At 42.5% G+C, this 21022-nt stretch carries 15 protein-coding genes; 12 read left to right on the top strand and 3 right to left on the bottom strand.

All coding sequences use genetic code 11. The features are described from left to right. Positions 1 to 206: 206 nt before the first annotated feature. From KTO63_RS23605 to KTO63_RS23550, 12 genes are all read left to right on the top strand, one after another. Complete coding sequence (locus tag KTO63_RS23605) at positions 207 to 1784, top strand: Na+/H+ antiporter (protein ID WP_317195796.1); 1578 nt, start codon at positions 207 to 209, stop codon at positions 1782 to 1784. 306 nt (positions 1785 to 2090) lie between these two features. Continuing rightward, positions 2091 to 2654 (top strand): RNA polymerase sigma-70 factor, encoded by a 564-nt coding sequence (locus tag KTO63_RS23600; protein WP_217794437.1) that lies wholly within the window; start codon positions 2091 to 2093, stop codon positions 2652 to 2654. Between the two features lie 374 nt (positions 2655 to 3028). Continuing rightward, positions 3029 to 4159 (top strand): TlpA disulfide reductase family protein, encoded by a 1131-nt coding sequence (locus tag KTO63_RS23595; protein ID WP_217794436.1) that lies wholly within the window; start codon positions 3029 to 3031, stop codon positions 4157 to 4159. A gap of 387 nt (positions 4160 to 4546) precedes the next feature. After that, a complete protein-coding gene (locus KTO63_RS23590; RefSeq protein ID WP_217794435.1) occupies positions 4547 to 5752 on the top strand; it encodes a FecR family protein in 1206 nt (401 codons plus the stop codon). A 264-nt stretch (positions 5753 to 6016) separates the two neighbouring features. Further along, entirely contained in the window at positions 6017 to 9412 is a 3396-nt protein-coding gene (locus KTO63_RS23585; protein WP_217794434.1) for a SusC/RagA family TonB-linked outer membrane protein, read from the top strand. Between the two features lie 37 nt (positions 9413 to 9449). Next, a complete protein-coding gene (locus KTO63_RS23580; protein WP_217794433.1) occupies positions 9450 to 10952 on the top strand; it encodes a RagB/SusD family nutrient uptake outer membrane protein in 1503 nt (500 codons plus the stop codon). A gap of 31 nt (positions 10953 to 10983) precedes the next feature. Further along, complete coding sequence (locus KTO63_RS23575; RefSeq protein ID WP_217794432.1) at positions 10984 to 11808, top strand: DUF4843 domain-containing protein; 825 nt, start codon at positions 10984 to 10986, stop codon at positions 11806 to 11808. A gap of 95 nt (positions 11809 to 11903) precedes the next feature. Continuing rightward, complete coding sequence (locus tag KTO63_RS23570; RefSeq protein WP_217794431.1) at positions 11904 to 13316, top strand: PKD-like family lipoprotein; 1413 nt, start codon at positions 11904 to 11906, stop codon at positions 13314 to 13316. Between the two features lie 366 nt (positions 13317 to 13682). After that, positions 13683 to 14153 (top strand): hypothetical protein, encoded by a 471-nt coding sequence (locus KTO63_RS23565; protein ID WP_217794430.1) that lies wholly within the window; start codon positions 13683 to 13685, stop codon positions 14151 to 14153. A 291-nt stretch (positions 14154 to 14444) separates the two neighbouring features. Further along, complete coding sequence (locus tag KTO63_RS23560; RefSeq protein WP_217794429.1) at positions 14445 to 15137, top strand: sugar transferase; 693 nt, start codon at positions 14445 to 14447, stop codon at positions 15135 to 15137. A gap of 18 nt (positions 15138 to 15155) precedes the next feature. Further along, the gene (locus tag KTO63_RS23555; RefSeq protein ID WP_217794428.1) at positions 15156 to 16823 is read left to right on the top strand and encodes an ATP-binding cassette domain-containing protein; all 1668 of its coding nucleotides are present in this window, start codon (positions 15156 to 15158) and stop codon (positions 16821 to 16823) included. Positions 16824 to 16935: 112 nt separating this feature from the next. Continuing rightward, positions 16936 to 17988 (top strand): glycosyltransferase family 4 protein, encoded by a 1053-nt coding sequence (locus KTO63_RS23550; RefSeq protein WP_217794427.1) that lies wholly within the window; start codon positions 16936 to 16938, stop codon positions 17986 to 17988. Here KTO63_RS23550 and KTO63_RS23545 read toward each other — a convergent pair. The 3 genes from KTO63_RS23545 to KTO63_RS23535 are packed head-to-tail and all read right to left on the bottom strand — an operon-like array spanning position 17923 to position 20996. Then, entirely contained in the window at positions 17923 to 19092 is a 1170-nt protein-coding gene (locus KTO63_RS23545; RefSeq protein ID WP_217794426.1) for a glycosyltransferase family 4 protein, read from the bottom strand. The two genes, KTO63_RS23550 and KTO63_RS23545, sit on opposite strands and share 66 nt — an antisense overlap. Then, the gene (locus KTO63_RS23540; protein ID WP_217794425.1) at positions 19076 to 20266 is read right to left on the bottom strand and encodes an amidohydrolase family protein; all 1191 of its coding nucleotides are present in this window, start codon (positions 20264 to 20266) and stop codon (positions 19076 to 19078) included. Before KTO63_RS23540 ends, KTO63_RS23545 begins: the two co-directional genes overlap by 17 nt. Further along, positions 20253 to 20996, bottom strand: coding sequence for a class I SAM-dependent methyltransferase (locus KTO63_RS23535; protein WP_217794424.1), 744 nt, complete (start codon positions 20994 to 20996; stop codon positions 20253 to 20255). The genes KTO63_RS23540 and KTO63_RS23535 overlap by 14 nt, the downstream gene beginning before the upstream one ends. Between the last annotated feature and the right edge of the window lie 26 nt (positions 20997 to 21022).

Here is a 21022-nt window from a genome sequence, read left to right as displayed (position 1 = left end):
GGTTCTGGAATTAAGGTTTAAAAAATCATTATCACTAAACCGGCTACATGAAAATGTAAGAAATCTTATTTAAACAAGCAACCGGAGAACGCCTAAAGCTAAACGCCCAATGCCTAACGCTTTGTGTCCCGCGTTAAGCGTTAGGCTTTAAGCATTAAGCATTAGGCTTTAATCCTTAAATTTACCCACACTTAAAAACAACACCCGTGATCGAATATTTTCCATTTTACCTTCTCATGATCCTTGCGATTGTGCTGATCATAATGCTGGCAAATAAATTGAAAGTCGCATACCCCGTGCTGCTTGTGGTTGCCGGTTTATTGACAAGCTTCATCCCCGGCATTCCGGTCGTGCATATAGATCCTTCTTTGATCTTCATTATTTTTCTGCCACCACTTTTATATGAAGCAGCATGGGCAATATCGTGGAAAGAATTGTGGCACTGGCGCCGCATCATCACCAGCTTTGCTTTCATTGTAGTATTTCTAACAGCGCTCACTGTTGCGTTTGCTGCGAACTCATTCATACCGGGCTTTTCATTAGCACTCGGTTTTTTGCTCGGCGGCATCGTTTCTCCACCCGACGCGGTAAGTGCCAGCGCCATCCTGAAATTTGTGAAAGTCCCCAAGCGCATGGTCTCCATACTGGAAGGGGAAAGTTTACTGAATGATGCATCATCACTGCTTATTTTTCGCTTTGCATTGATTGCAGTGGGCACCGGACAATTTGTTTGGTACCACGCCGCACTGAGTTTTAGCTGGATGCTGATCGGTGGAATAGGCGTTGGATTACTGATCGGTTTTATTTTCATGAAAGTGCATAAATACCTGCCAACAGATGCCAACATGGATATCGTGCTCACCATCATCACACCATATATAATGTATATGATTGCAGAAGAAGTACATAGCTCCGGTGTGTTGGCGGTTGTAAGCGGAGGGCTGTTGCTGTCAAACAAAAGGCATCATTTCTTAAGCAGCGTGTCGCGGTTGCGTGGCGCCAATGTTTGGGAGAGTTTTGTGTTTGTATTGAATGGCATTGTGTTTTTGCTCATCGGTCTCGACCTGCCGGAAATCGTAGCAGGGTTGAAGCAGGAAGGAATTAGCGTTGGTTCTGCATTGGGTTATGGATTGCTAATTACAGCAGTGCTGATTGTTATAAGATTCATCTCCACGTTTGGCGCAGTCTTCACCACACTGATCGCACGTAACTATATTACCGTTGCAGATAGGAGGCACCCCGGCTGGAAGGCCCCGATATTGCTTGGTTGGACAGGCATGCGCGGTGTGGTCTCGCTCGCAGCTGCATTGTCCATTCCGGTTGAATCAAACGGCGCACCATTTCCGCAAAGAAATTTGATCCTGTTCATCACGTTTATTGTGATCTTAACAACACTGGTGGTACAAGGCTTAACGCTTCCTTACCTGATCAACAAAATGAAACTGCCTTCGTTTGACGATTATATTCCGGAAGAGGAAGAAGAGATCATCATCAAAAAAGAACTGGCAAAGCATTCGCTGAACCACCTCACCACCAACTACAATGGCCAGATTGAAAACCATAGCATGCTGCGACAAATGGCGCTCAAGTGGCAGGAAAAAAGCACCGAAGATTATGACGAAGCCATCAACGCAGAAAGCAAGGCCATTTATTTAGACGTACTGAACCAGCAACGTAAATGGCTGCTCAATAAAAACCACACCGACGTACATTTCGATGAAGACGTCATCCGCAAGTTCTTGCACCAGATAGATATCGAAGAGGAGAAGCTGAAATTAATTTGAGAATTTGAAAATTTGAAAATTTGAAAATGGAGCTGTGCAGCACCGCTTATTTATGTGTAGCCTTTATAGGCATTCCCGGCGAAACACGTCTTTACTTTTGACATTGGCATGCGCGACAAGTTGAATGTCCACCAATTTTATAGACTTTTTCACCCAAAGAATTTTCAAATTTTCAAATCTTCAAATTGTCAAATTATTCATTATCAGCAAATTACCTCAGCGCCACCTCCGCCTTCTGCAATCGATTGCTCAAATTGGCGAATTTTAACGTATTTTAGTTTCCAGATTATCACCATGTAAACTGCTATGGCTCAAGAAACTAACATGCAAATGGAGGAAAGTGCGTTCCGTGAACTTTTTGATCAATACAATAAAAGAGTTTACGGATATGTGCTGGCTATAGCAAAATCACACATCGCAGCAGAAGAACTTACACAGGATATTTTCATCAAGCTCTGGTTAAGCGCACATCTCTTAAAGAATGTCACCAATCTCGATAACTACATTTTTACGCTCGCAAGAAACCGCACACTAAATTATTTACGTGCTGTTGCCAACAACGACAAACTGATCAGCGAACTGCAATCATACCTCGAACCTGATTACAACAGGAACAATGTGGACGATCACATTACCAGCAACGAATACCGCAAGATCTTGCAGGAAGCATTGTCACAGCTGCCTCCGCAGCAAAAACGTGTCTACGAGTACAGTCGCAACAAGGGCATGAGTACGCAGGAGATTGCACTTGAAATGGGTATTGCTCCAAACACCGTAAAGAAACACCTGACAGAAGCGCTCCGGTTTATCCGCACAAAAATGTCCCTCAACAAAGCAGCTATTATTTTAGCGATCTTCCTGATTTCGTAGAGAAAGAACGCAGATCTTCATGATTGTCATGATTAGAAAAGATTTTTTTATTTGGCTTTCAGAGCATTTTGCGAAATAGTTTTTCCAAACTTCATAGTGATTATGACCAATAAAGAAAGGTCGCTTGTTATACCGACGAAGGAGGGATCTAAGTGATTACATAAACAGCATGCTAGCGTCAAACCCAGATCCCTCCTTCGTCGGGATAACAAGCGACATTGTGTAGTTTTTCAAACAGCCTGGCAAATCTCAGCTCTTGAAGCCGCAACAATTTTCAAATCTTCAAATTTTCAAATTTTCAAATTTTTTCTCCTCGACTACTACCTCCATCGCTTTCACGTGTCTGTCTATAACAACAAAACTTTTAACACAACATGATCAACGCGAAACAAGCTGCATATACACTATTGCTGGCCGGAGCATTTTGCTCTGCAAATTTCCATGCAGAAGCGCAGAAAAAAGACTTCACTCTAACAGGACACATAAAAGGATTGCCAGATGGTGAGTTGTACCTCGCATACGGCACCATGAAAACGATGAAAGCCGATACAGTCGTGGCAAAAAATGGCAGTTTCGTTTTCAAAGGAAAAGTCTCCGAGCCAAGCTACGCCATGCTTTTCAATAAAACTTACACCGTTAAGATCGATCTGTATGTAGATGCCGCAGCACCGGTGACCATCAAGGGAAACATGGATTCTTTATACGATGCAAACGTGCAGGGTTCAGCAGTGGTAAATGAATATGCCAAGTACAACCAGGCACAGAATGATACCCGCAAGCCTGTTCAGGTAATATATGAGCAATGGATGAAAGCCTACAATGACAAGGATTCCATAGCGGTTGAAAAATATAAGACACAGTTCAACAGAGCAAGAAATGAACAAAGCGATATCTCAAGGAAGATGCAGCTTGACTTCATACAGGAGCACCCAAATCATCCGGGAAGCGCGTGGGAACTGATGCATTATCTGGACGGCAAAACATTGGAAAAAAGTAAAGGGCTGTTTGGAAATTTGAGCAAAACAGTGCAGGCATCTGAGCAGGGAAAAGAAGTTGCAGCACGCATTGCAACATTGAGCAGAATCTCTGTAGGGCAGATGGCGCCTAACTTCCAGCAATTGACCACAGAAAATGCGCCGGTTACTTTGGCTGCTTACAAAGGCAAATATGTGTTGCTGGAGTTCTGGGCAAGCTGGTGCGGACCTTGCAGAGCGGAGAGCCCAAATTTGCTGAAAGAATACAACCACTACAAAGACAAAGGTTTTGATGTACTGGCTGTATCGCTTGATGATAAGAAAGATAAATGGGTGGAAGCAATCAAAAAAGATGATATGCCATGGACGCAGGTTTCTGATCTGAAAGGTTGGAAAAATGAAGTGGCGGGATTATATGGCATCAACGCCGTGCCCGCAAATTTCCTGATCGATCCAACAGGCAAAATTGTCGCGCGCGACCTGAGAGGCGAGGAGCTGGGTAAAGCGCTGGCGAAGATTTTCCCAATGTAGGAGATAAGGAAAAATTCAAAAGTAAAAAGTAAAAAAGCGTGTCGGATTTATCAAAGACCTGGCGGGTTTTAAAACCTTGTCGGGTCTTTTTTAGTTTTTCGGGCGTCCTGTTTGTGCAACCTTTTTTAACCACAGAGGATACGGAGATTTTTTTCACGGAGGAAAGGAGATTAACGTACCGGACCACACTGGTTCCTAAAACGCTGCGGGTTCGGTTTTTTACTTTTTACTTTTTATTTTTTACTTTTTTTCTCCCTCCACTACTACCAATCAACTTTTCAAGTGTCTTGCTATAGAGGAATACGATTTTGCTATCCATATTAAATAACCAAAACCGCTATTACTGCCTTAAAAAACGCAGCAAAGCAAGTTGAAAAACGTCACTGCATGACAAATTCGAATGACAGACTGGACCATCTTTTTCGTCGTTATATAAATGATGAGGCTACTGCTGCAGAACTACAGGAGCTGTTCGACATTATTAAAAAGACTTCCGGTGACGAGCTGGGAGAGGGCCCTGCACGTGAACTCTGGCATCAATTACAAACCGATCAGCAGGAATATACAGTTGACTGGAACGCCATGTACAGCAACATCACCGCAGAAAGCAAGACGCCGGTTTTACCTTTGCACACGTACATCCAAAAACCTTCCCGCAACCGCAAGTGGTTATTGGCCGCTTCAAGTGTTGCTGCCATGTTGCTCATTTCCGCAGGCATTTATTTCCTCAATAGCAAAAAGGATACGCCGGTTGCCACCGCGCAATTGCAATCAAAATTTGGCAATGATGTAGCACCCGGCAGCGACAAAGCAATGCTCACACTGGCTGATGGAAGTGCCATTGTTCTTGACAGTGCCAACAATGGCCTGGTTGCAAAACAAGGCAACAGTAACATCGAAAAACCTGCAAACGGACAATTGGTTTACAACGCAGCAAAAGCAACGGACAACATCGCTGTTCAATACAATGTACTCACCACTCCAAGAGGTGGGCAGTACCGCATCGTACTACCGGATGGAACCAGGGTGTGGCTGAATGCCGCATCCTACCTGAAATTTCCCACTGCCTTTACAGGCGACAAAAGAAATGTGGAACTAAAAGGTGAAGCCTATTTTGAAGTAGCACAAAATGCAACACAACCATTTGAAGTAGCCGTAAACAACATGCAGGTGCAGGTTCTGGGCACCAGCTTTAACATTAACTGCTATGATGATGAAAGCAATATCAAGACTTCACTCATCGATGGAAAAGTGAAAGTAGTAAGTGAAAACGATGCCAGCATTCTCGCGCCCGGACACGAGGCCATTATGAATAAAAACACCAATGATATAAAGGTTGCGGCGGCAGATGTAGAAGATGCCATTGCATGGAAAAACAATCTATTCTCTTTTCAAAATGCGGACATCCCAACCATCATGAGGCAGATTGCAAGATGGTACGATGTGGAAATAAGTTACGAAGGAAAAGTGTCGACGGAGAAATTTGTAGGTGAAGTGTCACGCAACAGCAATGTGTCGGAAGTATTGAAAATACTGGAATTGAACAAGGTTCATTTTAAAATAGAGGGTAAAAAAATAACTGTATTACCGTAAAGAGTTGAGAATTGAAAGGGGAGTGTTGAGGGTTGGTCGCTGCATTTTGAACCACCCACTCATAACTCAAAACTCACTACTCAAAACTTTTCAAAAGCTTAATTATTTAAACCAAAACCAACTAATGAGTTAACACACAACACAACCACTGGATTCCCATAAAAACAAAAGCCGGAAGTGCTGCTACACGACCGGCGGAAGTTGGGGATCATCAGAAATTTTGAGACAAAACTGCTATTGACTAATCCCAACCATTACAAAAGTATGAATTTAACTGCTTTTAGCGGGCGCGTGTTAATACGCGACCTTGCGAAAAACAAAATTTTCACCGTGATGAAACTGACTGCTATTATTTTACTTGTGGGTTGCTTACAGGTATCTGCCGCAGGCTATTCTCAAAAAGTGACCATTTCGAGAAAAAATGCGTCGCTCGAAACGGTATTTAAGGACATTAAGAAACAAACAGGCTACCTGTTTTTTTACAATGCAAAAATACTGGAAGCTGCACATGAGGTAGACATAGACCTGAAAGAAGCGCCGCTGAATGATGCACTTAAGGAAACACTTAAAGGGCAGCCATTCGCTTACAGCATTGTAAACAACACCATTGTTATTACCTATAAAAAAGAAGAGGCAGCCCCGCAGGTAGCAGCCGCTTCGGTAATATCAGATGTTCGTGGTAAAGTAGTAGATGACAAGACCGGACTACCGGTAGCGGGCGCCACCATTAGTTTAAAAGGCGGCAAACAGATCATTGCCAGCAACGGCAAAGGCGAGTTTGCCATTCCTTATACGCCGGGCATGACCATTACAGTAACCTCTGTTGGCTATGAGAACCAGGAAATAAAACTAACGGACAGCAGCTCCATAACAGTAAGGCTTACTCTAAAACCAGAAGCTCTCGATAAAACAATTGTAACCGGTTACCAGGTACTGAAGAAAGATAACTTTACCGGTACAGCTATTACTGTTTCCGGCGAGGATCTTAAGAAAATGAACCCGCAGAACATGCTGCAAAGTATTTCTGTGTACGACCCTTCATTTAAAATCGTCGAAAACAATATAGTGGGTTCTAACCCAAATTCACTTCCGAACATTACTGTTCGCGGAAGTACCGCATTGCCGTCAGGCTCAAATGAAGTATTGAGCAGGGACAACCTGAAAAGCAATGTGAACCTGCCAACTTTTATAATGGATGGTTACGAAGTAAGTCTCGAAAAAGTATATGACCTCGATGTTAACCGCGTACAATCCATTACCATATTGAAAGATGCCGCAGCTACCGCAGTGTATGGATCACGCGCTGCAAACGGCGTTGTTGTGATCACTACCAAAGCTCCGAAAGAAGGAAAGCTTTCAGTGTCTTACAACTACGAGCTAAATGTAACAAGCCCTGATCTTAGCGACTATCATGTTTTAAACGCAACGGACAAACTCGAGTACGAAAGGCTGGCGGGTCTGTACAGCCAGAGCCATGTTCAGGGAGCGTCACAGGACGACCTGGATGCGCTTTATTACCAAAGAAAAGAAATGGTAGTAGGCGGCGTAAACACTTACTGGCTCTCTCAACCATTGAAAACAGCTATTGGTAACAAGAACTCTTTATACATCGAAGGAGGTACAAGCACCATGCGTTATGGTCTTGAGCTTCGTTATCAAACTTCTCCCGGAGTAATGAAAGGTTCCGGCAGAGACAGGTACAGCGCGGGTCTTAGCCTTTCTTACAACCCTGGCAAAAAAATCATGTTCCGCAACGCGCTTACCGTAACACAGGTTAATGCAAAAGAATCGCCTTACGGAAGTTTCGTGGACTATGTGTCGATGAACCCTTATTATCCAAAAACAGATTCTGCCGGCAACATCATCAGAGTGATTGATAAATGGCCGGGAACAGGCCTGGCAAATGGAGGCCAGGTATTGAACCCAATGTACAACGCGACACTCGGCAGCTTTAACAGAACAAAATATCTTGAGCTGATCGACGCGCTTTCATTGGAGTGGAACATTACCAACAATCTGCGTTTGCGCGGCTTGGTAAGTTTGACTAAAACAAAAACAGATCAGGACGCCTTTACTTCACCATTTGCCAACGAATTCTTTTATTACTCAACACAGGATATTAAAAAACGCGGTCGTTACACTTATGGCAACGACGACATGACCGCTGTTGATGGAAACATTATGCTGACCTACAACAAACAGCTTGGCGGTCACTACATCAACTTTGCATTGGGTTCAAATATCCGTTCGGTGATTGATGACTATAAAGCGTTCACCGCAATTGGTTTTTCCAACGACAGGTTCAGCAATATCGGTTATGCAAACGCCTATCCTGAGTCGTCAACTCCTTACAGTTCTTACCAGCAGGAGAGACTGGTTGGCTTCCTTGGAACGCTTAACTATACTTACAGGAACAAATACCTTTTAGACTTCTCATTCCGTGAAGATGGTTCTTCAAAGTTTGGAAGTGATAATAAAATGGCGCCTTTCGGAGCATTGGGTGTTGGCTGGAACATTCATAAAGAAGATTTTTTCCGGTCAAACATTTTCAGCCAGGTAAAACTGAGAGCAAGCACAGGTATCACCGGTGCGGTATCATTTCCTCCGGATATGGCGATCACCACTTATAACTATTACACCAACAACTGGTATTCAACAGGTGTTGGTGCGGCAGTACGCAATATTGGTAACAACAACTTGCAGTGGCAAAAAACACAAAACTTCGATGTTGGTCTTGACCTCGGCTTGTTGAATGATCGCATCATCATTTCTCCGAGATATTATTACAAATACACAAAGGGCATGTTGTCTGATATCATATTGGCGCCGTCAACCGGGAGCTCTACGCAAAAAGCAAACCTCGGCGACGTAGAAAATTATGGTGCAGAGTTGAATGTGCGAGCAATTCTCTACAGACAAAAGAATTGGAACATCAGTTTGTTTGCAAACATGACGGCAAACAGAAACCAGGTAACAAAAATTTCCAACTCACTTAAAAAGTACAACGACAACGCGGACACTGCACAGGTTGGCTCCATGAAAGGTGTGCCTCTTGTAAGATACGCAGAGGGTCAGTCACTCGATGCTATTTATGCGGTAAGATCAATGGGCATCGATCCGGAAAACGGTAGAGAGATCTACATGAAAAAAGATGGAACACTTACTTATGACTGGGATGTAAAAGACAATGTGCCTATCGCGGTAACTACGCCAAAAGCAGAAGGTTACTTCGGAACAAGCTTGTCCTACAAAGGATTCATGCTGAACGCCACATTCTACACGAAGTTCGGCGGTTATCTCTACAACCAGACATTGGTTGACAGAGTAGAAAATGCCGATCCGAAAAAGAACGTGGATCAAAGAGTGTTCGATGAGAGATGGAGACAGCCAGGCGATAGAACTTTTTACAAAGACATCGCTAACCAGGACAAGACTCAAACCACTTCAAGGTTTATACAGAAAGACAATGTTTTGCAACTACAGTCATTGTACTTCTCTTATGACTTCGATAAAAGAGTATTTGAGAAGATCGGCATGAAGAATCTGAGAATTGCCCTGACCGCAAACGATGTGTGGCGTTGGTCGTCTATCAAGGCAGAAAGAGGTATCAATTATCCGTTTGCAAGAAGCTTCACGTTCTCTCTGCAAACATATTTCTAAACCGGTGTGCATGTAGTTAAACACTAAAAGATAAAGCATGAAAAAAAATATTCTAATCATAATAATAATTGCAACGGCATTTACATCCTGCAAAAAATGGCTCGACGTAACTCCGCAGTCGCAAGTATCGGAAGATGATCTTTTTAAAACGGAACAAGGTTTTGAAGAAGCAATGAACGGCATCTATTCCCGCTGTGCACAGGGAGATCTGTATGGCACCGAGCTTACGTTCGGCTTTCCGGATGTACTGGCGCAAAACTTCTCCATTGAGTCTGCATACGATGAACGCAGATACTTGCAAACATCTTTATACAATTATAAAGACGCAGATTTTATAAGCAGGAAAGACAATGCATGGAAAGGTTTATACAACGCGATAGGCAACTGTAATCTTATACTGGAAAATGTAGACAGCAAAAAGAACCTGTTTACAGATATTGGTCATGATCTTATTAAGGGAGAAGCGTTGGGAATGAGAGCCTACCTGCATTTTGATGCGCTGCGTTTATTCGGGCCATCATTTGCAACAGGTGCAAGCACAAAAGCAATTCCTTACGTAACAAGTTTTACCAACAAGGTTACAAACTTGTCAACTGTTACTGAAAGTCTTGATAAAATGATCGCAGACCTATTGCAGGCAAAAGAATTGTTGCGTCCCGCCGATCCGATCATGAGCGCTTCTTACAGAGTGAACTATCCAAATATTACCGATACACTTAAATACACCGAAGAATCATCAACTGATCTTTTCTTACAAAACAGAAGACACCGCTTTAACTATTATGCGGTTTGTGCAGAACTGGCAAGAGTGTACCTGTATAAAAACGACAAAGCGAATGCACTCGTAAACGCAATGGAAGTGATCAATTCGAAGAAATTTCCATTTACCGACAAAGCAGATTTCATCAACTCTGACATCAAGCTTAAAGATAGGATCATGTACAAGGAGTTAATTTTCACTTTCTACATTCCTGACATGGTGGATGATCTTTCACTGATGTTTAACCAGGGAAACAAAAGCTTGCTCATCAAACAAGCCGGTGCTCAATTTATGTACGAAACTGGCGGCGTAGTGGGAGGCAGCGACAACCGCTACAAACAATGGTTCGCAACAGTGGATGCAGGCGTAGCCAATCTCGCTTTGCAAAAGTATGTGCGCAATCCGGATGTGAAAGATGACGACGCAACGGCAAACAGGCACCCGCTGATGGCACCCGCATTGCGACTCAGTGAAATGTTTTATATAGCTGCAGAATGTACGTACGATGCAAATCCACAACAAGCGCAAGGACTGGTTGATTCAGTAAGAACCGCTCGAGGCATCGATGCGCATTTGGCAACCAATTCCAAAGATGAATTCTTGAATGAACTGGTAAAAGAGGCCCGTAAGGAATTTTATGGGGAAGGCCAAATATTCTACATGTACAAACGCCTCAACAAAGCCATTGTAGGATTAAATGGGGGATTCTATGGCCCTTCAGCCAACATTTTTGTGTTGCCTTTACCAAATGATGAAATAGAATTCGGACAACGAAACTAACAGTGTATTCATTCATTCAAAAATTTCGAGCATGAAAAAATTATTTCCCATCATACTACTTGTACTTACAGTTGCTTCCTGCAAAAAAGCGGAAGAGCTGAAGTACAACAGTACGGACAACATTGTTTTCGATTTCAGTTCAGAAGACAAGGACAGCATTGTGTACACATTTGCATATACACCGGATCTGGCACGTGACACTATTATGATACCAGTTCGCATTTCCGGCGTTCAAACAAACACTGACAGAACTTTTATCCTTAAAGCAATGCCAGATTCTTCTACGGCGTTACCGGGCAAACATTATGAAGCTTTCAAAGACAGCTATGTGATGCCGGCAAACAAGGGAAGAATTTCTATTCCATTGGTTATTTATAACACCGATAGCGCATTGCAGAATCAATCTGTTAAGCTGAAATTTAAGTTATATGCAAATGACAATTTCGGAACGTCACTGGTAAAAGAGATCAACGGAATGGTTATTTTTTCAAGCACACTGGAAAAGGAGTACTGGTGGACTTACTATCTGGGCGATTATTACTCCCGTACAAAACATTTGCTTTTTCTTATTGCTACTAATGGCGTAAGAGAATTGACCGTTCCTCAACCGAATACACCATTTTTTGATATTCCGAAAAACTTATACATTATCAGTCTACTCACTTCGTTTATGGCCGACCCGGCAACATGGGTAAAGAATAATCCGGGACGGGATTATGTGCTGGATAAAATTAAGGACAGCGACGACTACTATTTCTATAGCATCAACAATCCTGCTAAGAAAATATTGTATAAGAAAGATGATGGCGCCAGCACTTACCATTTCATTGATGAGTTTGGGCGTAGGATAAATTAAAAAGTAAAAAATCAAAAGTAAAAAATGAGAGCAACTGTGTTTTGCAAGCGTTTGACTTTTGATTTTTAAATTTTAAATTTTAAAAATTAACGAGCATGAAGAAATTATTAATCATCATATTTTCCATTTCACTAGCGGTTGCTTTTGACTCCTGCTACAAGGACAAAGGCAATTATACATACGATATACCCGAAGAACCAGTGGTTACACATCTCGATACTGTGTACAAAGCCGTGGTTGGGGACAGCCTTATTATTACGCCGACCATTACCGTAAAAAACAATGCATCATTAAGCTTCGACTGGCGCATTGGCGGTCCTAATGTGGCCGATCAACATTTCTCGGGCTCTTCTTTACGAACGCTTTACGGATTAGGCACAGGCAGATTTTATGGTCGCTTAACCATTATCAATAACGATAATGGCATGCGTTACTTTCACGACTTTAAAATAGATGGCATTACCAATTTCAGCCTCGGAACAGCCGTGTTAAGCGTTGAAAATAATGTAACACAATTCTCATTTATCAAACCCGATGGTACAGTACAGGCCCGGATATATGCAACAGTACAGGGAGAGAATTTGCCTGCAAAACCGTTGGTAATGGTACCTACGGTTCATCAGCAAATTCTGCCCGTAACCATTTCCAGCTATTGGGTAATGACGGAAAATGGCGGTGTGCAAATAGGTGCCGATTCTTTGAAACGTGCAAAAAACTTAGCTGGCAACTTTTTTAACGCGCCGGATACAACGAAGGTATCAGAAATGTCCGGCACGCAACTTGGGGTAATCACAGGTGTTATCAACCATAGGCTGTATGCTGGTTTCTGGCAAACATGGAACATGGCGCCCATCTATGGCATGTTTGGTGTAGCCTGTGATGGCGACTACACTTTGGATAATGGCCTCATCTATGCCAGCGGAAGCACTGGTGACTATTACATAGGATATGATGCGGTAAAAAAGAACATCATCCGCTTTAACGTATATGGACAACCGATGTATTTTGGTACGCAATATAGTGTCATCGGCTCAGCCTTTGATCCAACCAATGTTGGCCTCAACCTGGTAACGATGATGCAGGTGAATAAAGGCAATTGTTTTCTGTTTGGAAAATCATCCGACGGCACCTTGTATGAGTTGAAGTTCACGGCAAACTTCACAGGGCCGTTCCAGATTACGACTTTATACAAGCGTGCATTCATTCAGCCGGCATTAATTACAGCAACAACAAAATGGCAGGCAACTGACGATGAAATATTCTATTTTAACTCGGGCAGCAAAGTATACAGATACAATCCAACCAATCAAAACCTTACAGCACTTACAACAGACTTTGGCGGCAAAGATGTTACCATGATCAAATTAATTGATCAGAATACACTGGTGGCGGGCGTTGAAGGCTCTTTGTATTACCTGAACATCAGCACCGGTAAAAACGGTGATTTGATTAAGAAAATAGACGGCATCCCGGGTTCGCCCGTTGATATGGCAGTAAGGGCACAATAGTTCTTTCTTCTCATGCGTTTAAGTGTGTTTTTTGCACGGCCCATTCGAAAGGATGGGCCGTTTTGTTTCTTACCGACGCGTTGGAAGTGTGAGTCTCTATTCCACCACTAAGGCACTAAGGGCACTAAGTTCCACTAAGAGAGGTCTAATTTTAAACAACCCTTAGTGAGGCTTAGTGCCCTTAGTGCCTTAGTGGTAATCTCAGAGACCCCAAATAATCCGACCTTCCCAAGTAGTTGAGGGAAAATCTTTTTTCTAACAGTAGTATTATGTAGATTTAATTTTATCATTAAACCTCGTAAATCCTAAATCAGTATGATTGCAATCCGTAAGTTTCTTTTTATAACCTTAATCACTGTATCAATAATGGCATGCGAACAACACGGAAAAATTATAGTTCAGGATGTCCGGATAACAGAGTCAGTCGATGATCTAGCACCCCCGGCGCCAGAAGAGATTTCGCATTTCAAAACCTTACAAGACTGGCTGGTTAACATTTGCGACAACAGCAAACCAGAAAAAAAGATTGACAAATTTAAACTCGGCCTTTTCGAAGGGAAGGACGAAAAAATACTTTTCTTAGTTGGAACCAACACCTACAAAGAAGGGGAACATCAATCAGCAACGCGTATTGAGTTTGAGCCCGCACACAATTATTTAAAATTGCCGGAACGCGACTACAATAGTCTTGCCCATGATGAGCTTGTAAACAAATTGATCAGTCAACTGAAAGACTTCGCCAACACAAACACATTTGAAAATTCATTTCTCTCCAAAGCAAATTCGATTGTCTTTGAAACGAATGGAACAATAATCTGGTCGAAGGAAACTAACTGACCCGTTGTAATACTTTAAAAGTCTAACTCGCTCTTTCACCACTAAGACACTAAGAACACTAAGTTTCACTAAGAGAAGCTGAATTTCAAACAAGCCTTAGTGTAGCTTAGTGCCCTCAGTGCCTTAGTGGTAAATCTGAGAGTCACAACATGCGTTAAGCTTTTGGCATTCAGCGTTAAGCATTTAACAAAAGAAAAAGCACCTGTCAGGCAACTATTCTTGTAACCTCTCGTATATACTTACAAAGACGGATCACTGAGCGATTGATCATCCACTTATAGCAAGTACATTATGAAGGGACATGCCGACTCTTATACCGACGTGGCTATACAGCTGCCTGTGCGAACCTCTGAACTCAACGTTGTTTATCGCGACGAAAAGTTGTGCTCACCATTGGACAGAACGTACAACAAACTACTAAAAAGAACTGTTGACATTCTTGTCTCGCTATTTGCCATCGTATTCATTCTGTCATGGATGACACCCCTTGCCGCCATCATCATCAAAATAAATTCCCGCGGGCCGGTATTTTTTATACAAAAGCGCCATATGAAAAATGGACAGGTTTTTAACTGCATCAAGTTCAGGACCATGATTGTAAATGCAAATGCAGACACAGAAGGAGCCCATGAAAATGATAAAAGGATCACCCTGACCGGCCACGTATTTCGCAGAACACATTTGGACGAACTGCCCCAGTTCCTCAATGTTTTGATGGGAGATATGTCCTTTATCGGCCCGCGTCCGCAAATGATAGCGGAGAATCTACGCAACGAAGTATTGATAGATTCTTATTCATCCCGGCACTTTGTAAAGCCCGGCATCACAGGTCTTGCACAATCATATGGCCAATACGGCTACTCTGAAAATATTGAAACATTAAGCGAGCGGCTGGAAATGGATCTTTACTATATCAGGAACTGGTCACCCAAAATGGACATAAAAATTATTGTGCGCACCGTCGCTACGGTTTTCTTTTCCTAAAGTATAATAGCCTGCCACATGAAGCTGATCATCAAACATATTTTTAAGGCACTTACCCCGGAGGAAAGAAAGCAGCTATGGTCCATGATCTTTCCGGATATCCTGCTAACCTTGCTGGACGTAGCTTTCATGGCTGCGCTGGTTTGGCTCACAGCCATGTATGCAGGAACAAAGAATGCATCTGTTGAAGCCGTAAGCAATTTCTTCGGAAAAGATTCCCTGTGGCCGATTGCGATCTTTTTAATGCTATTCATTGCTAAAAATATTTTCGCGGGAGTGGTACTCACTAACCAATTTCAGTTCATCTACAAAGTGGCACTGAGAATCTCCCGCAACAATCTTATCAGTTATTTTCATTCAGATTACGCAGAGCATGTGCAGACAGCACCGGCCATTTACGTGAGAAAAATTTCACAGGAACCGATTGAGTTTTGTTACTACGTATTGCGCAGCTTCCAGCAAATGGTTGCCCAAATCATTTTGATATTCATAACCATCACAGCAGTGCTATTGTACAGCCCGGTTATTTTTTTACTATTGTTGATCGTATTGCTGCCACCCGTTATCATGTGCTCATCACTGATGAAACGTAAAGTGGATAACGTAAAAAAAGTTGTAAAGAAAAACAGCGAGCAGTCTTTGCAATATTTGCACGAAGCCCTTGCTGCTTTTGTAGAGAGCAATGTGTACAATGCACAATCATTTTTTACGGAACGCTATGTTAACCACCAGCAGCTGATGAACGAAGGATTGGCATCACAACAAAGCATACAGGCGCTGCCTTCCAGATTCATAGAAGCATTTGCCGTTGCAGGCTTGTTCATTCTCGTAGTGATCAACAAAACACTATCAGGAACTGTGCATCTGGAAGTAGTGACGCTCGGCGCGTTCATTGCCGCAGCGTATAAAATTATTCCCGGTGCAGTGAAGATATTAAACAGCATCGGTCAAATAAAAGCTTACGAATTTACCATACATCCGCTTGCTCCACAGCAAAAAGCAGAAACAAATGACAACGCTGATACCAACATTGATAAAGGGATACAACATGTCGCATTCGAAAATGTTTCCTTTGCCTACAGGCCATCTACACCTGTATTAAGCTATTTCAACCTGTCCTTGCATCGTGGGGACATAGTTGGCATACACGGACTTTCGGGGAAAGGAAAAACAACGGTAGTCAATTTATTGCTCGGCTTTTTGTCGCCATCATCAGGAGCCATCAATATCAACGGAGTTAACACAACCACAGAAGATCGTAAAAAGATAACGCATTTGATCGCCTATGTAAAGCAACATCCTTTTCTGTTCAACGACTCTGTTTGGAACAATATAACATTGGGTAAAGAAGAAGGAGAAAATACCGAAGTTGAAACAGTGCTTCAGGCCACCAGCATGCAGCAAATTGTTTCCTCTGGTTTTGATGCGCAGCAAACACACATCGCAGATGCAGGCAGGGACCTGAGCGGCGGCCAGCGTCAACGCATTACCATCGCACGCGCGCTGTACAAGAATGCCGACCTTATTATACTCGATGAACCATTTAAAGAACTCGACGAAGCGTCGGAGATCAAACTGCTCAACTACTTCCAGGAACTCGCATCGCAGGGAAAAATCATTATTCTGATCACACATAATAAAAGCAGTTTGCATTGGTGTAATAAGATGGTGGAGATTGATGAGTGAACTAAAGCAGGAATTAGAAATTAGGAATTAGGAGTTAGAAGCTAGTTCGCAATTCCTAAATTTTGCTTCTTTACTAATTCCTAATTCCTAATTTCTAATTCCTGATACCAGCATGAACAAATCGACTCTCATAATTCTCACCCCCGGTTTCCCCATAAATGAGGCAGATTCGGCTTGCCTTCCTTCCGTTCAGGTGTTTGTAAAGAATCTGCAGAAAAATTATCCGTTGCTTAATATTGTCATCATCACTTTTCAGTATCCTTTTGTAGCAAAAAGATATGTGTGGAACGGCATCCAGGTCATTGGTGTGGGTGGTGCCAACAAGGGAAAATTGTTCAGGTTAAGGGTTTGGATAAAAGTCTGGCGCATACTGAATGACTTGCAACATCAACACCATATCATCGGCATTCTTAGTCTTTGGCTGGGCGAGTGTGCCTTGCTGGGCAAGCGTTTTGGCAAAAAATACGGCATCAAATATTACACATGGTTACTTGGGCAGGATGCAAAAAAGAACAACCGTTACAAAATGCTGATGCGATCGTCCGGTGAGGAATTGATCGCCATTTCAGATAGCGTTGCAAAAACTTTTGAAGAACATTACGCGATCAAAATTGCTAATGTTGTGCCCATTGGTATTGATGGAAACATGTTTACTCATACACCAACCGAACGCGATATCGATATAATGGCCGCAGGCTCTCTCATTCCCCTAAAGCAATATGATGTATTTGTTGAAGTGGTAAAACAGGTAAATGGAAGTTTCGGTAAACTAAAAGTTTTGCTTTGCGGGGAAGGGCAGGAGAAAGCAAAACTGCATGATCTTTTAGAACAACATCATTTGCAGGACAATGTTACTTTAACAGGCGAGTTACCACATGCCGAAATACTAGTCAATATGCAGCGAACAAAAATATTTTTACATACCTCTTCCTATGAAGGCTTTAGCACTGTTTGCGCAGAAGCCGCTTATGCCGGTGCATACGTAATCAGCTTTTGCAAACCAATGCAGCACGATATACCACACTGGTTCATTGTTAATACTATTGATGAAATGGTTGAGCAAACCATTTCTCTTTTGAAAAACAGTCAGCTGAAACATTCAAGCGTTACTGCTTACGGGATCGATGACACGGTCACCAACATAATGCGGCTGTTTGACAAGTAGTGCAGTACAAATATCACAAAGCTCGGTTGCTATTTTTTCAAATGAATAGTTGGCTCTAAAATGACCGGCTACTTTCCGTGACATTTCTTCCACATCGTATTGATCGAGAATTGTTAGCAGCAAACTCAGCACTTCAATATCGCCTGGAGGAAATAAGAAACCAGTTTCTCCATGTTGCAAATAACGTTGCATGGTTGGAATGTTGGTGGCTATTGGCACACAGCCACAGGCCATTGCCTCCAGCAAAGCATATCCGCCATATTCATGATGGCTTCCGGTAATGAAATAATCAGCCGCATTGTACCACATATCCAATTCATTTCTATCTCTTTTTCCAAGCAAGTGAACATGCGCCAACAGTAAATCGTTCTGATTCACTAAATCGGTTACGGCCCAAAGCAAATCTTCTGTTTGGTAGATCATATATAGCTGTGCATCGCCGTTGTAAGAAAGATATTTTGCGAACGCATGCAAAATGGTAAGAGGATCCTTGTTATCATTAAGTCTTCCTACCCAAAGAAAAACAGTTCCTTCAGATTCAATGCCAGCCTGCAATCTCGCTTTCTTTTTATCTTTCTTTTGAAAAGTATTAGAGCCTTCGGGTAGCAGCAGAATTTTGTCCTGGTAGCCTATTAAGCCAAGCTGCAGCCTTTCTTCTGCATATTCAGGTGTATTGAAAAGATAAGCGTCAATGTATTTATCGGCAAAACGTTCAAACATTCTTTTCACCACGGAGCGGGCACATCTTTCACCATGATGCTGGGCAAGAATGCGTGTTTTGCTTTTGGCAAACAATCGCAACATCAACACCTGGAATGGAAACGAGAGCCCCTGGGTAAGCACAATTTCGGGCTGTCGCTTTCGTATGTACAAAAATGTTTTTAATGGAAAACTGAAAAATCGATTGTTGTTTTTAAAGAAATGATAAGGCACACCATTCACAACTATATGCTCTTCCTTGCATGTATGCTTCACCACCTCAACAGCCACACACTTTTTAATATGATCGACATAACCAAGTGAAGCCGCCTGCGATATCACAAGCTCTGAACCGCTTGCAAACTCCTTGTTGACAAAGAAGGTAAGATCAATGAGTGTGAACATAGGAAGGCGATTTTATTTGAACAATTTCTACCGGGATGATCGCTTGTGGGTGATAGGAGCGAATACTAGTAATGAGCTGATGAATATTGCCTCGCACATATTTTATTGCACCATTCACTGAAACCTGTTTGAAATCTTTGAGGGAGATGTGTTGCTCCTCTATCTGCTGCAACAAGCTTTCATCAAACAACTGAATTTCTCCTCTCTTGATCACGAGCAAAATCATTTCCGGTGTTATCGACAAAACTGCATCCCAACCTTCGTGATTTCCCTTGTCTGCAACAACAATATCTGCCTGCTGATTTTTTGCAATTTTCCCGAGCTCTTTCATTTTCCAAACCTCGGCAGGGGCAGAAGTGAGTGATTCAAACAGTTCCTTGTCAGTAAGAGAGCCGTCTTTTCTGGCAATCCGTATCTGCTGCCATATATCCCAACTAGCTGTTAGAGTAGAATCGCTGCCAAAAAGAACCGGAGTAAGTTTCTTAAGCTGACTGATGTTGGCCGTTTGTCCAAACATAAAATAATTCGATGCAGGGCACCACACCAATGCCTTGAATTTTGTTGCCTGCATGGAGGTCATGGCTATTCCATGCACTGCAACAATTTTCCGTTTGATGTAGTTGTTGCTAAGCAGCGTCTTGATTTCATCGTAAGCACTGGCATCAATTCCTTCCCCTGTATGTATCACCACCGGCTTTTGCAAGTTGGAGATATTGTTCAGCTTCATTCGCCAGTTTTTTTCAAAAGCAACGGAGTGTAGCGACTGGCAATGTTGAAATACTTCAATCACAGGCTGGTCAAATGAATGCTCGACCCCATGATCAACAACTGTTGTTACGCCGCAAAGCAGATTTTTATACAAACCCCATTCAGCACGTAAAGCCTGCGGTATTTGCAACACTTCATCAATCTCCTTTTTGTATACCGAATGAATGTGTTCGGCCCACTCCTGGTAGTTGTCATACACCACATCACCCAACTGTGGAAACAAGTTAAAATCCAGGTGATCATGCGAATTAATAAGTCCGGGAATAGCCACCGCATTAGTGAAGGTGATAGCATCCTCTTCAATAACCTCGTTATCCGCGTTAACCAGGGAAACAATTTTCTCTCCGGATAAATGAATATCAGAGACTTCATTTTGATTGGCAATATGGACGTTATGCAACAGCATCGATCTTCTTTAAATGCATGCCATAAATGATAGGAGTATTGAAAAATCTCTCGAACACATGCAGCGCATTTTTCTGTTCATAGTAATGTCGGTGCGCATCGGAAATTTTGATGTGACGAAAATGAGCGATTCGCAAGTCATTCACCGCCGCCAGTTGCCGTATAAAGGCAATTGGATGCACATAGTTGTGAATGCTTATCGATCGGTTTTTGTATGAAAACGTGCGTTTGCCGCCTTTCGCAAGCGCCTCGGGATGATAATCAGTAAGAAAGATATCGCCGCACGGCTTTAATATCCTGTTCCATTCTCCAAATGTTTCATCCATTCGCTGCATGTGCGCGACGGTGAGGGTGCAAATGATGACATCGAAAAAGCCATCCGCAATTTCAGGATAAAGATTGCTGTTTGTTTTTCTCGTGATAGCATCCGGATATTTTTCCTTCAGCTTTTTCAACATTCCTTCCGACACATCAAAGCCTACTAACAGTTCAGGTTCGTACGACAACAATTTCTGCCAATGCCTTCCAGTGCCGCAACCAATATCCGCAATTCTTTTTCCCGCAAGGTCAACATCGTCCAGTAAATCGTACAGTACCATCTTATCGAGGTCCAGCATCAAATTGCCGGGTTGCTCGTCATACGAGGCCGCCCAAAGGTCATAAGCTTTTTCCGGTTCGTGATCTTTGGTCTTAGGAGTAAACAAACGTTTAAAATAGGAGGAGATTTGCATGATAGTATATACGGGGAAAGTGGGGT

This window comes from Pinibacter aurantiacus (assembly GCF_019130065.1).
Classification (GTDB): Bacteria; Bacteroidota; Bacteroidia; order Chitinophagales; family Chitinophagaceae; genus Pinibacter; species Pinibacter aurantiacus.
This window is presented reverse-complemented; position numbering and strand designations above follow the sequence as displayed.

Bases quoted from the DNA above. Each gene is read 5' to 3' on its own strand.
- KTO63_RS23560 (WP_217794429.1), top strand. From the start codon at position 14,445: ATGAAGGGACATGCCGACTCTTATACCGACGTGGCTATACAGCTGCCT.
- KTO63_RS23555 (WP_217794428.1), top strand. From the start codon at position 15,156: ATGAAGCTGATCATCAAACATATTTTTAAGGCACTTACCCCGGAGGAA.
- KTO63_RS23590 (WP_217794435.1), top strand. From the start codon at position 4,547: ATGACAAATTCGAATGACAGACTGGACCATCTTTTTCGTCGTTATATA.
- KTO63_RS23535 (WP_217794424.1), bottom strand. From the start codon at position 20,996: ATGCAAATCTCCTCCTATTTTAAACGTTTGTTTACTCCTAAGACCAAA.
- KTO63_RS23540 (WP_217794425.1), bottom strand. From the start codon at position 20,266: ATGCTGTTGCATAACGTCCATATTGCCAATCAAAATGAAGTCTCTGAT.
- KTO63_RS23585 (WP_217794434.1), top strand. From the start codon at position 6,017: ATGAATTTAACTGCTTTTAGCGGGCGCGTGTTAATACGCGACCTTGCG.
- KTO63_RS23595 (WP_217794436.1), top strand. From the start codon at position 3,029: ATGATCAACGCGAAACAAGCTGCATATACACTATTGCTGGCCGGAGCA.
- KTO63_RS23570 (WP_217794431.1), top strand. From the start codon at position 11,904: ATGAAGAAATTATTAATCATCATATTTTCCATTTCACTAGCGGTTGCT.
- KTO63_RS23550 (WP_217794427.1), top strand. From the start codon at position 16,936: ATGAACAAATCGACTCTCATAATTCTCACCCCCGGTTTCCCCATAAAT.
- KTO63_RS23575 (WP_217794432.1), top strand. From the start codon at position 10,984: ATGAAAAAATTATTTCCCATCATACTACTTGTACTTACAGTTGCTTCC.
- KTO63_RS23565 (WP_217794430.1), top strand. From the start codon at position 13,683: ATGGCATGCGAACAACACGGAAAAATTATAGTTCAGGATGTCCGGATA.
- KTO63_RS23545 (WP_217794426.1), bottom strand. From the start codon at position 19,092: ATGTTCACACTCATTGATCTTACCTTCTTTGTCAACAAGGAGTTTGCA.
- KTO63_RS23580 (WP_217794433.1), top strand. From the start codon at position 9,450: ATGAAAAAAAATATTCTAATCATAATAATAATTGCAACGGCATTTACA.
- KTO63_RS23600 (WP_217794437.1), top strand. From the start codon at position 2,091: ATGGCTCAAGAAACTAACATGCAAATGGAGGAAAGTGCGTTCCGTGAA.